11 protein-coding genes are annotated in these 11,338 nt (G+C 56.3%); 8 read left to right on the forward strand and 3 right to left on the reverse strand.

The window, feature by feature from the left end:
• Positions 1-37 precede the first annotated feature (37 nt).
• The gene (locus IBT47_RS16845) at positions 38-1,174 is read left to right on the forward strand and encodes a 3-phenylpropionate MFS transporter (protein WP_200561603.1); all 1,137 of its coding nucleotides are present in this window, start codon (positions 38-40) and stop codon (positions 1,172-1,174) included.
• On the opposite strand, the gene csiE is transcribed toward IBT47_RS16845, so the two are convergent.
• Positions 1,175-2,446, reverse strand: coding sequence for a stationary phase inducible protein CsiE (gene csiE, locus IBT47_RS16850; protein ID WP_200561606.1), 1,272 nt, complete (start codon positions 2,444-2,446; stop codon positions 1,175-1,177).
• 169 nt (positions 2,447-2,615) lie between these two features.
• Between csiE and IBT47_RS16855 the strand changes: the two genes are divergently transcribed.
• Both IBT47_RS16855 and IBT47_RS16860 read left to right on the forward strand, forming a co-directional pair.
• Positions 2,616-3,224 (forward strand): DUF1007 family protein, encoded by a 609-nt coding sequence (locus tag IBT47_RS16855; RefSeq protein ID WP_234471949.1) that lies wholly within the window; start codon positions 2,616-2,618, stop codon positions 3,222-3,224.
• Positions 3,215-4,225 (forward strand): nickel/cobalt transporter, encoded by a 1,011-nt coding sequence (locus IBT47_RS16860; RefSeq protein WP_200561610.1) that lies wholly within the window; start codon positions 3,215-3,217, stop codon positions 4,223-4,225. The genes IBT47_RS16855 and IBT47_RS16860 overlap by 10 nt, the downstream gene beginning before the upstream one ends.
• A 54-nt stretch (positions 4,226-4,279) precedes the next feature.
• On the opposite strand, the gene suhB is transcribed toward IBT47_RS16860, so the two are convergent.
• Positions 4,280-5,083 (reverse strand): inositol-1-monophosphatase, encoded by an 804-nt coding sequence (gene suhB, locus IBT47_RS16865; protein ID WP_105593211.1) that lies wholly within the window; start codon positions 5,081-5,083, stop codon positions 4,280-4,282.
• A gap of 175 nt (positions 5,084-5,258) precedes the next feature.
• On the opposite strand from suhB, the gene trmJ reads away from it, so the two are divergent.
• The 5 genes from trmJ (at position 5,259) to sseB (ending at position 10,326) form a co-directional block, all read left to right on the forward strand.
• Positions 5,259-5,984 carry a tRNA (cytosine(32)/uridine(32)-2'-O)-methyltransferase TrmJ gene (trmJ, locus tag IBT47_RS16870; RefSeq protein WP_105593212.1) on the forward strand — a complete coding sequence of 242 codons (726 nt, stop codon included), beginning with the start codon at positions 5,259-5,261 and terminating at the stop codon, positions 5,982-5,984.
• Between the two features lie 164 nt (positions 5,985-6,148).
• Positions 6,149-6,646 (forward strand): Fe-S cluster assembly transcriptional regulator IscR, encoded by a 498-nt coding sequence (iscR, locus tag IBT47_RS16875; RefSeq protein WP_105593213.1) that lies wholly within the window; start codon positions 6,149-6,151, stop codon positions 6,644-6,646.
• Between the two features lie 118 nt (positions 6,647-6,764).
• Positions 6,765-7,964, forward strand: coding sequence for an IscS subfamily cysteine desulfurase (locus IBT47_RS16880; protein ID WP_200561612.1), 1,200 nt, complete (start codon positions 6,765-6,767; stop codon positions 7,962-7,964).
• 222 nt (positions 7,965-8,186) lie between these two features.
• A complete protein-coding gene (gene pepB / locus IBT47_RS16885; RefSeq protein ID WP_200561614.1) occupies positions 8,187-9,479 on the forward strand; it encodes an aminopeptidase PepB in 1,293 nt (430 codons plus the stop codon).
• 70 nt (positions 9,480-9,549) lie between these two features.
• Positions 9,550-10,326, forward strand: coding sequence for an enhanced serine sensitivity protein SseB (sseB, locus tag IBT47_RS16890; RefSeq protein WP_200561616.1), 777 nt, complete (start codon positions 9,550-9,552; stop codon positions 10,324-10,326).
• A gap of 60 nt (positions 10,327-10,386) precedes the next feature.
• Here sseB and sseA read toward each other — a convergent pair whose 3' ends face one another.
• Positions 10,387-11,244 carry a 3-mercaptopyruvate sulfurtransferase gene (gene sseA, locus IBT47_RS16895; RefSeq protein ID WP_105593217.1) on the reverse strand — a complete coding sequence of 286 codons (858 nt, stop codon included), beginning with the start codon at positions 11,242-11,244 and terminating at the stop codon, positions 10,387-10,389.
• Positions 11,245-11,338 lie beyond the last annotated feature (94 nt).

Raw genomic sequence — 11,338 nt, forward strand, 5'->3', positions numbered from 1 at the left:
GTAGAGTACCGCCGAAACTTACTCTGTCGGATGGAACATGACGATACGATCGACGTACTGGCTGGGGCTGGGCTACTTCACTTATTTCTTTGCCTACGGCATCTACCTGCCATTTTGGGGCGTCTGGCTTGAGGGCAGCGGCATGAAGCCTGAGCAGATCGGTCTGCTGCTTGGCTGCGGCATGATCGCTCGCTTTACCGGCAGCCTGTTGATTGCCTCCCGCGTCACCAATCCTTCCCAGCTGGTCAATGCGCTGCGTCTGCTGGCGCTGATTACCCTGCTGTTCGCCCTGGGATTCTGCTTCGGCTCGCATTGGCTCTGGCTGCTTTTCGTGATGGTGGGCTTTAACCTTGTGTTTTCACCGCTGGTGCCGCTGAGCGATGCGCTGGCTGCCACCTGGCAGCGGCAAATCGCGCTGCCCTACGGACCGGTGCGGCTATGGGGATCGCTGGCGTTTGTTATCAGCTCGGCATTGACCGGTGTACTGGTCAATCAATTCTCTTACCAGGCGATTCTGATGCTGCTGTGCGCAGGCTGCGGCGCGATGCTGGCCGGGATGCTGCTGCGTCCGGCGGTGATGCCGCAGGGCACCTCGAAGCAGGGCAGCCACGCTGGCTGGCAGGTGTGGCTGCAGATGCTGCGGGAGAATGCCGTCTGGCGTTTTATGCTGTGCGTGACGCTGATGCAGGGAGCGCATGCGGCCTATTATGGTTTTAGCGCGATCTACTGGCAGCAGGCGGGCTATTCGGCCAGCGTCGTGGGTTATTTGTGGTCGCTGGGCGTCGTGGCTGAGATTGTCATTTTTGCTGCCAGCAACCGGCTGTTTCGCCGCTGGCGCGCCCGCGATCTGCTGCTGCTCTCCGGCATTGCGGCGATTGTTCGCTGGAGCCTGATGGCAGCCACCACCGATCTGGGCTGGCTGATTGTGGCGCAGATCCTTCACTGCGGCAGTTTCACCGTTTGTCATCTGGCGGCAATGCGCTTTATTGCTTCCCGTGAGGGCTCGGAGGTCATTCGTTTGCAGTCTCTTTACTCAGCGCTGGCGATGGGCGGCGGCATTGCGATTATGACCATGGTCTGCGGCGTGTTATTCCAGCATCTGCACGGCGGGGTCTTCTGGGTGATGGCGCTGCTGGTGGTGCCGGCTTTGTTCCTGCGGCCAACGATCCGTTAATCAGGATTCCAGCAGCGCACGGATGCTGCGCTGCTGGTGCTCGCCCAGCGGCAGCTCCGCGTGGATCAGCGGCGGTGAGAATAGCGGCAGGGTGGTGACATAGGGAGTAATTACCAGAGAAATTCCCTTTGGTGCACTGTTACGCTGATAATCGTCAACCGTCAGGTATTTAATATTCAACGGCAGCAGCGTTAGCTCACGCAGCTGCTGCTCAACGCAGCGTTCGAGTTCCTGGTCATAACCGGTCAGCAGCAGGACCTGCTTTTCCTGCAGGGCGCTCTCCTGCATCAGCCAGGCACCAAAGATAATCGCCGTCAGTCCCAGCTCTTCTTCAGAAAATCGCAGCGAGAACTGTTGTTCGAATTCAACCAGGGCGGCACGGGTCGTTCGCAGCAGGCGCGGATACTGACGCGCCACGTCTTCCACCAGGCTGTGATCGATGCCAACAGTGAACCGTACACGCTCCAGCGCCTGCGCCAGATGGCTGAACAGCTGGGCACAGAGTTCATCATGGCAGCTGAACTGCATGCCCGATAGCTGCTGAAAACGTAGAATAAGCTGTTGAATCGCCAGCAGTAGCCGGGCTTCATAGTCCCCAATCGGCTGGCTGATGCTGGGGATGTGCAGCTGGCTAAACAATAGCGCCAGCGGGATGGCATCATCCGCCGAGGTTTGCTGATAGCCCTGCCGATGCCAGCAGCGAAGGATCTCCTGCGCCAGTACATATTCCGTTTTGGCACTCAGCCAGCTTGTCTGTTCAGGGTTAAAGTCCACCAGGCAGTCATGGGCGAGGGAGTACTGCAGGTAGATCTGCAAAAAGTGGCGGTCGCGTGCGTTGAAATCCCGCATAAGCTGCCGGGAACAGTGCTGGATCAGCGCCTGTAAATTATGCTCATCATACAGCGCCTTGCTGACCTCGTTACGCTGCAGGTGGTGTTTGATCCTCGGGGTGAAATAGTGGCAGACAAAATCAGGCGATAGCCGCAGTGCACGACGTAAACCGTGCAGCAGACACAGGCGCTGATTTAGCTGTGCGCCGATCAGCCGTAGTGACCCCTGTTGATCCTGTTCGATAATCAGCTGGTGATAACGCTGGATCTCCAGCGTAACCTCCGCTATATCTTGCCGGGCTACCGCGTCTTCTACCCCGTTCAGCTGGCAGTAAATTTCCAGCGTAACGTCAGGTTCAGGAAGACAAAGCATTAAAATGAGGTGGCAGCGCCGTTGCTGACGGGAAAAAACAGAGGTTTCTGGTGAGTAATCACTCGTCATCTGCACTCCCGCTAAACGTATCTTGTGTTAATCCTAGCCTGACTCCCTGCGGCTGTGGAGGGTCTGCGGACGTTTATTCGGCGCTTTTAAATACAGGTCACAAAAATAATCGGGAAATCCTGGAATGGGGTTGAATTTGTTACGTTATAACAGATACATTGTTGGGCTGATGCTGGTTGTGGGTGCCGTACCGGCGGCGTGGTCGCACCCGCACAGCTTTATTGATATGCAAACCACGCTGGTCCACCAGGGTGACACTATTACCGGGCTGAGAATGCGCTGGGTGATGGATGAAATTACCTCCGCCGATCTGCTTTACGATGCCGCCGACGCTAAACCCGGTTCGGTTATCTGGAAGAAACTGGCGGCGGAAGTGATGGCTAACGTGCTGGGTCAGCACTACTTCACCGAGTTCTGGCATCAGAAGCAGCCGGTGAAATTTGAGAATCTGCCGCCGGAGTATCATCTGTCCCGGCAGGGCCACCAGGCTGTACTGGAATTCGTGCTGCCGCTGGCGCATCCGCAGCCGCTGAAAGGCCAGCGCTTTGTCTTCTCCACTTTTGACCCAACCTACTTCGTTGATATGTATTACGACTCGGAAAAATCGTTGAAAATCCCTGATGAACTGGCGAAAGAGTGCCATTTTGAACTGAAAACGCCAAAACCTGATGCTTCGATGCAGGCGTATGCGCTATCGCTGGATAAGGCGGATGCGCCAGCGGAAGAGATGGATTTGGGTCGTCAGTTTGCTCAAACGGTAACGCTGGTATGTCAGTAAATATCCTGTCTATGCAGGCGCGCAGCTGGCGGCAGCTGTGGCCGCTGTATCTGCTGATAATTGTGCTGCTGGCCTGTGCGCTGCTGGTGTGGCAGTTCTGGCCGCAGATCCTGTTACAAAGCGTGCTCTGGCAGAAAAATCTGCACCAGCAGATGACTGCGCTGCTGCAACAGGTTGCCAGCCATCCTCAAAAGGCGGGGCTGACGCTGATGGGCTTCAGCCTGCTGTATGGCGTTTTGCACGCGCTGGGCCCGGGGCATGGCAAAGTCGTGATCGCTACCTTCCTGGCCACGCATCCTACCCGGGTAAAAACCAGCCTGCAGCTGACGATGATGGCTGCGGTGGTGCAGGGCGGCGTGGCCATTGCGCTGGTTACGATAATGCTGGTGGTGCTGAAACTCTCTTCGCGGCAGCTGCATCTCAGCAGCTACTGGCTGGAAAAAAGCAGCTATCTGCTGGTGGCCGGTCTGGGAGTATGGCTGTGCTGGCGTGCGGCCAGGAAGCTGATGCGCACGCTGCGGACCTCGGGCAAGACTGGCGGCATCACTATTCATCGCATTGTGCCAACCGATCACCAGCACAGCGAAAGCTGCGGCTGCGGGCATCAGCACGTACCGGACAGCGCTCAGCTTGCCACCGCCGTGGGTTGGAAAACGAAAAGTCTGGTAGTGATGTCGATGGGGATGCGTCCGTGTTCCGGGGCGATCATGATGCTGCTGTTCTCGAAGGTGATCGGGGTATACGGCTGGGGCGTACTGTCGGCGATTGCGATGGCGCTGGGTACGGCGCTGACCGTTTCCGGCATGGCGCTGCTGGTACAAATTTCCCGAATTCTGGCGCTACGTCTTAGCCGGGATCGTCCTGCTGCGGGCTGGCAGAAGGTCGCGCTGAACTGCCTTGCGCTGAGCGGAGGGATACTGCTGCTGGCGGCGGGTATTGTACTGTGGCTGAGCGCGCAGCCAGATATTTCGGGGGGCATCCGCCCGCTGTTTACCCGTTAATTTTGGGCATAAAAAAGGCCGACGTCAGGTCGGCCTTCGTGAGACGGGTAAAAATTAACGCTTTAGCGCTTCGCTCAGCTCTTCACGGATGTTAGCCAGGATTGATTTCACCACGCGCGGGTTACCGGCAACGATGTTTCCTGAAAGCATATAGCCGTGTGCGCCAACAAAGTCGGTGACCAGACCACCGGCTTCACGAACCAGCAGTTCACCGGCGGCAAAATCCCACGGCTTCAGGCCGATTTCGAAATAGCCGTCAACGCGGCCGGCGGCGGTGTAGGCCAGGTCCAGCGCAGCAGAACCGGTACGGCGGAAATCTGCACACTGGGTGAACAGTTTGCTGACGATGTTGATATAAGGGGTGGCGTGCTGCTTCAGCTTGAACGGGAAACCGGTCGCCAGGATGGTACCATCCAGATCGCGAGCGGTGCTGCCGCGCAGGCGGTAGCCGTTAAGCTGTGCGCCCTGGCCGCGAACGGCGCTGAACAGTTCATTACGCATTGGGTCATAAACTACCGCCACTTCGGTGCGGCCTTTAATGCGCACGGCGATAGAGACAGAGAAGTGAGGCAGGCGTTTGATGAAGTTGGTGGTGCCATCCAGAGGGTCGATAATCCACTGTATATCCTGGTCTTCACCGGCTAACTCACCACTTTCTTCAGTAATAATGGTGTGTTTCGGGTAAGACTTGCGAATCACCTCGATAATCTGGCGTTCCGCTTCGCGGTCAACATTAGTCACAAAGTCGTTGCTGCCTTTCTGGCTGGCTTCGACTGCGTCCGGGGTTTCATAGTTCTTAGCAATTACGTTTCCGGCCTTGCGCGCAGCGCGCACGGCGATGTTGAGCATCGGATGCATGTAGTGTCGTCTCACTGGATGTTAAAGAACGGTATCTCTTACTACCGCCAGCCTGCCGGTTTATTGGCCGCCGCAGTAGTTGGATATAAAACGGCGCGTACTATAGCAGGGAGAACGGCAAATGTCCTGAAAATATGATAGCATCGTTAAATTATTCCTCACACCTGACACTCTCATGCTGCAAAATATCCGAATCGTACTGGTTGAAACGTCCCACACCGGCAATATGGGCTCCGTAGCCCGTGCCATGAAAACCATGGGTTTAACAAACCTTTATCTGGTCAATCCGCTGGTTAAGCCTGACTCGCAGGCCATCGCTCTGGCTGCCGGTGCCAGCGATGTGATTGGTAATGCCACCATTGTCGATACCTTTGATGAAGCGATTGCCGGCTGCAGTCTGGTTGTCGGCACCAGCGCGCGTTCCCGTTCGCTGCCCTGGCCGATGCTGGACCCGCGTGAATGTGGCCTGAAGAGTGTGGAAGAAGGGCAGCAAGCGCCGGTTGCACTGGTGTTTGGCCGTGAACGCGTAGGTCTGACCAATGAAGAGCTGCAAAAATGCCACTACCACGTGGCGATTGCCGCGAACCCGGAATACAGCTCGCTGAATCTGGCGATGGCCGTCCAGGTGATTACCTATGAAGTGCGCATGGCCTGGCTACAATCGCAGGAAACCGAAGCCGCCGAAGTGACCGAATCGCCTTATCCACTGGTGGACGATCTTGAGCGTTTTTACCAGCATATGGAGAAGATGATGGTGGCCAGCGGCTTCATTCGCGAGGCGACGCCAGGACAGGTGATGAGTAAAATGCGCCGTCTGTTTACCCGTGCCCGCCCGGAAAAAGATGAGCTAAACATCCTTCGTGGCATGCTTTCATCCCTTGAAAAAAAGCGGGAAAATTGATTGGTTTTCATTTAAATCAATAAGTTAATACTTGAGTAAAACACTTGGTTAAATAGTTGAGTGTTTTACTCGGTTAAATACTTGACCAAATTACTCAGGAATGGCAGACTTGCGTCCATATTTTGTTAACACCCATCCAGGGTTATAACCGAGGTCGTAAAGCCATGAGACTGACATCCAAAGGCCGTTATGCTGTTACCGCTATGCTTGATGTTGCACTGCACTCTCACGAAGGTCCTGTACCTTTAGCTGATATTTCAGAGCGTCAGGGCATCTCCCTTTCTTATCTTGAGCAGCTGTTTTCTCGTCTGCGCAAGCATGGTCTGGTTGCCAGCGTACGTGGTCCGGGTGGTGGTTATCTGCTGGGTAAAGGTTCTGATGCGATCGCGGTTGGCGCAGTGATTACTGCCGTTGACGAATCCGTTGACGCCACCAAATGCCAGGGCAAAGAAGGCTGCCAGGGCGGCGAACGTTGCCTGACCCACGTGCTGTGGCGCGATCTGAGCGAGCGCATCAGCGACTTCCTGAATAATATTACGCTGGCCGAGCTGGTGAACAACCAGGAAATCCTGGAAGTTGCCGACCGCCAGAACAATAATGAAATTCGTCGCATCCCGAACGGTCGTATGCACGAAACAATTAACGTTAATCTGCGCGCCTGATCCTCACTCAATCGCGTTTCCAGCGTCGTGCAGATTATGTATCCCTGAGCTTTCAGATTGTCGTCCGGTGACAGCGGGTTGAAAGCTCAGGGAAAACCTGTACGGAGCTTAACGCGCAATGAAATTACCGATTTACCTCGATTACTCCGCCACCACTCCGGCCGACCCCCGCGTTGCCGCGAAGATGATGCAGCACCTCACCCTTGATGGAACCTTCGGTAATCCGGCCTCCCGTTCTCACCGTTTTGGCTGGCAGTCAGAAGAAGCCGTAGACATCGCCCGTAACCAGGTTGCTGAACTCATCGGTGCCGATCCCCGTGAAATCGTGTTTACCTCCGGTGCAACCGAAGCCAATAACCTGGCGATTAAAGGTGCCGCTGAGGCGAATCAGGAAAAAGGCCGTCATATTGTTACCTGTACCACGGAACATAAGGCCGTGCTGGATACCTGCGCACAGCTTGAGCGCGAAGGCTACAGCGTCACCTGGCTCAATCCACAGGCTGACGGCGTTATCGATCTTGCTCAGCTTGAAGCCGCGCTGCGTGATGACACGGTACTGGTGTCAATCATGCACGTTAATAACGAAACCGGTGTGATTCAGGATATTGCCGCCATCGGCGAACTGTGCCGCTCCCGCGGCATCCTTTTCCATGTTGACGCTACTCAAAGCGTGGGAAAATTGCCGATCGATCTCACTACGCTGAGCGTCGACTTAATGTCCGTATCCGCCCATAAGATTTACGGCCCAAAAGGCATTGGCGCGCTATACGTTCGCCGCAAGCCTAAGGTACGAATTGAGGCTCAAATTCACGGCGGTGGCCACGAACGCGGTATGCGTTCCGGCACGCTGCCGGTGCATCAGATTGTAGGCATGGGTGAAGCCTATCGTATTGCCAAAGAAGAGATGGCCGAAGAAATGGCGCGCCTTGCTTCACTGCGTGCACGCTTCTGGACGGGAATCAGCGCAATTGAACAGGTTCATCTCAACGGTTCGTTTGAACACGGCGCGCAAAATATTCTCAACGTCAGCTTCGGCTACGTTGATGGCGAATCGCTCATTATGATGCTGAAGGATCTGGCCGTTTCATCCGGCTCCGCCTGCACCTCAGCCAGCCTGGAGCCTTCCTATGTGCTGCGTGCAATGGGCGTGAGCGACGATCTCGCCTACAGCTCGCTGCGTTTCTCGCTGGGTCGATTCACCACCGTTGAAGAGATTGACTATGCGATCGCGCTGATCGTGAAGTCAATTGCGAGGATGCGTGAGGTTTCCCCACAGTGGGCGGCGTTTAAAGCAGCAGGCGTTGCTGCTGCCAGCTAGACGTTAGCTTACAGATTCGCGTTATGCCAACGGGCCGGATTAACTCTTCGGCCCGTTTCACATTCAGCATAAAAGCACGGCATGAGAGCATGCGGTGAAAACATCTTTCCCGCATTTCTGTTAGTCTGGTGCGTCGATTTTGAATAGCATCTGTCCTGCGGCAAATCGCAGAGGCCGGGGATCTCCGGTCCACGACGTGAAAAAATGATAAGGAGCCATGCGATGACCACCTCTGTTATGAACATTACCCTGTCAACGGCTGCGGCCGATCCGCGCTGGGGCGAAAAAGCGACCCTAACCAGTAATGACAGTGGAATGACGATCCATCTCACCGGCAAAGATGCACAGACCACCATCCAGCGCGCCGCGAGAAAAATTGGCGGGCAGGGGATCCGTAATATCAGCCTGAGCGGCGACGGCTGGGATCTGGAAAACAGCTGGGCATTCTGGCAGGGCTACCGCGCGCCGAAAGGGTCGCGCCAGGTTGAATGGGCCGCACTGAATGAGGCTGACACCAAAGAACTGAACAGCCGCCTGAAGATCGTTGACTGGGTGCGTGACACCATCAATATGCCGGCGGAAGACCTGGGGCCAGAACAGCTGGCGACCCGCGCGGTCGATCTGCTGTGTGATGTCGCCTGCGACAGCGTCAGCTACCGCATCACCAAAGGCGAAGACCTGCGCCTGCAAAATTATGCCGGTCTGCACACCGTCGGGCGCGGTTCTTCCCGCAGCCCGGTGCTGCTGACGCTGGATTTTAATCCGTCGGGTAAAGAAGATGCACCGGTGTTTGCCTGCCTGGTCGGTAAAGGTATTACTTTCGATACCGGCGGCTACAGCCTGAAGCAGAGCGGTTTTATGGACTCCATGAAATCTGACATGGGCGGCGCGGCCACCCTGACCGGCGCGCTTGCGCTGGCGATTACCCGTGGCCTGGATAAGCGCGTGAAGCTGATCCTCTGCTGCGCGGATAACATGGTCAGCGGCAATGCCTTCAAGCTTGGCGACATCATCCACTACCGCAACGGCAAAACCGTTGAGGTAATGAATACCGACGCTGAAGGCCGTCTGGTTCTGGCCGATGGGCTGATTGACGCCAGTGCGCTGAAGCCAAAACTGATCGTCGATGCCGCCACCCTGACCGGTGCGGCGAAAACCGCACTGGGTAACGACTATCACGCGCTGTTCAGCTTTGACGATGCGCTGGCGCAGTCGCTGCTAAACTGTGCTGAAAAAGAGAGCGAGCCGTTCTGGCGCCTGCCGCTGGCGGAATTCCACCGCAGCCATCTGCCGTCAAACTTTGCCGACCTCAACAACATCGCCAGCCCGGCACACTCTGCCGGTGCCAGCACCGCCGCTGCATTCCTGTCGCACTTTGTCAGCGAATATAAGACCGGCTGGCTGCACATTGACTGCTCCGCCACCTACCGTAAAGGTGCGGTGGATCAGTGGTCTGCGGGTGCAACCGGTCTGGGCGTGCGCACTGTCGCTAACCTGCTGCTCAGCCACGAATAATGGCGATCGGGCGATCTTCCTTTACGGATCGCCCGCTAAAACATAGCCCGTAAACGAAAAGAACCTGACGATGAACGAACTTAACCCGCGCCTTGAAGAGGTGCTGAAGCTGGCCGCCGGTGAACCGGCACACCGCCCCGAGTTTTTCTCCCTGCTGATGGATGCCAGCGTGGTGGTCCCGGGCGAAAGCGCCGAGGCCGGTTCTGCTATTGATGCCAGCACGCCGGTGGATTTGCAGCACTGGGAAAAAGACGACGGTACCAGCATTATCCCCTGCTTCACCTCGGTCAGCGCACTGGAGCAGGCGGTCAGCGGCGAGCAGGCTTATCTGGTGATGCCAGTGCGTACGCTGTTTGAAATGACGCTCGGTGAAACGCTGTTCCTGAATCCAAAACTGCCGGAGGGGAAAGAGTTTTCGCCGCGTGAAATTGCCGATTTACTGGGCGATCACGGCAGCGCGCTCAGCCAGCAGACCGTGCTGGAAGGCGGGACACCATTACTGCTGTCGGAAATTGCCGAGCCGCCTGCGCAGATGATTGACTCGCTGACACAGCTGTTTGCCAAATACAAATCGGTGCGCCGCGCTTATGTAGCTCACATTAAAGAGAGTGCCGACCAGCCAGCAAACCTGCTGATTGGTATCGAAGCCGACGGCGACATTGACGCGATCATTCAGGCGGCGGGAAGCGTGGCAACCGATACCATGCTGGAAGATGAGCCGATCGATATTTGCCATGTTGTGGAAGGCGATAAGGGCATCAGCCACTTCTTTATCGCCCATATCAAGCCTTTCTACGAACGCCGCTGGGGCAGCTTCCTGCGCGATTTCAAAGTGGTAAATCTTTAAGTTCCTGCATCAAAAAAGGCGACCAGTCGGGTCGCCTTTCTACTGAAGTACTAAAGGGGCTTACAGCGAATCGTTGACGATCGGTAGATCGTTGCGGCTGCCCCATTCTCCCCAGGAACCGTCATACAGCGTGACCTCTTTCGCGCCCAGACTGGTCAGCGCCAGAATCACTACCACCGCCGTCACCCCGGAGCCGCAGCTGGCGATAACCGGCTGGGCCAAATCGACGCCCTGCCGATCGAAGATTGCGCGCAGTTCGGCGGCGGGTTTCAACTGGCCTTCGCTGACCAGGCTATTCCACGGCACGTTCAGACTGCCGGGAATGCGGCCACGATGCAGACCCGGACGGGGTTCGTCAACTTCACCGTGGAAGCGGTTTGCCGCGCGGGCATCAATAATCTGTGCGCCACCTTCATGACTGACCAGCAGCACATCGGTTACGCGTTTAACCCGATCGCCGTCTGTGACTTTCGCGTCAAAATCACCTTCCGTCAGGCTGACTTCACCGCTTTCCAGCGGCAAGTTCGCTTTCTTCCATCCAGCCAGCCCACCGGCCAGAATTGACACCTGCTCCGCGCCAAAATAGTTCAGCATCCACCAGGCGCGCGGTGCGGAAAACAGATTGCCTTCATCGTAAACCACCAGATGTTTATCTGCACTGACGCCCAGTTCACGCATGGCAACGGCAAAAGCTTCAGCACGCGGCAGCATATGAGGCAGGGCGGTGCTGTGGTCGGAAAGCGCTTCGATATTAAAGAACGGTGCACCGGGGAGATGGGCAGCCAGGTATTCAGCGGTCACATCACGCGTTAATTCCTGACCGGGCGGCAGCATGCGCGCATCCAGAACCTGAACATTTTCATCGGTAATATGCTCCGCCAGCCACTCGGCGGTCACAAACAGGGAACGGGTCGTCATAGCGTCCTCATCGTTGACAGTGTTTTGCTGAGTGTCAGCGATTTTACCCTCTACCACAAGGGTAAATCCCGGTACTGGGAGACAGCTGGCAAAA

The sequence above is a fragment of the Erwinia sp. S43 genome, assembly GCF_016624745.1.
Lineage (GTDB): Bacteria > Pseudomonadota > Gammaproteobacteria > Enterobacterales > Enterobacteriaceae > Erwinia > Erwinia coffeiphila.

Bases quoted from the DNA above. Each gene is read 5' to 3' on its own strand.
- IBT47_RS16860 (WP_200561610.1), top strand. From the start codon at position 3,215: ATGTCAGTAAATATCCTGTCTATGCAGGCGCGCAGCTGGCGGCAGCTG.
- suhB (WP_105593211.1), bottom strand. From the start codon at position 5,083: ATGCATCCGATGCTCAACATCGCCGTGCGCGCTGCGCGCAAGGCCGGA.
- csiE (WP_200561606.1), bottom strand. From the start codon at position 2,446: ATGACGAGTGATTACTCACCAGAAACCTCTGTTTTTTCCCGTCAGCAA.
- trmJ (WP_105593212.1), top strand. From the start codon at position 5,259: ATGCTGCAAAATATCCGAATCGTACTGGTTGAAACGTCCCACACCGGC.
- sseA (WP_105593217.1), bottom strand. From the start codon at position 11,244: ATGACGACCCGTTCCCTGTTTGTGACCGCCGAGTGGCTGGCGGAGCAT.
- pepB (WP_200561614.1), top strand. From the start codon at position 8,187: ATGACCACCTCTGTTATGAACATTACCCTGTCAACGGCTGCGGCCGAT.
- IBT47_RS16845 (WP_200561603.1), top strand. From the start codon at position 38: ATGACGATACGATCGACGTACTGGCTGGGGCTGGGCTACTTCACTTAT.
- sseB (WP_200561616.1), top strand. From the start codon at position 9,550: ATGAACGAACTTAACCCGCGCCTTGAAGAGGTGCTGAAGCTGGCCGCC.
- IBT47_RS16855 (WP_234471949.1), top strand. From the start codon at position 2,616: ATGCTGGTTGTGGGTGCCGTACCGGCGGCGTGGTCGCACCCGCACAGC.
- IBT47_RS16880 (WP_200561612.1), top strand. From the start codon at position 6,765: ATGAAATTACCGATTTACCTCGATTACTCCGCCACCACTCCGGCCGAC.
- iscR (WP_105593213.1), top strand. From the start codon at position 6,149: ATGAGACTGACATCCAAAGGCCGTTATGCTGTTACCGCTATGCTTGAT.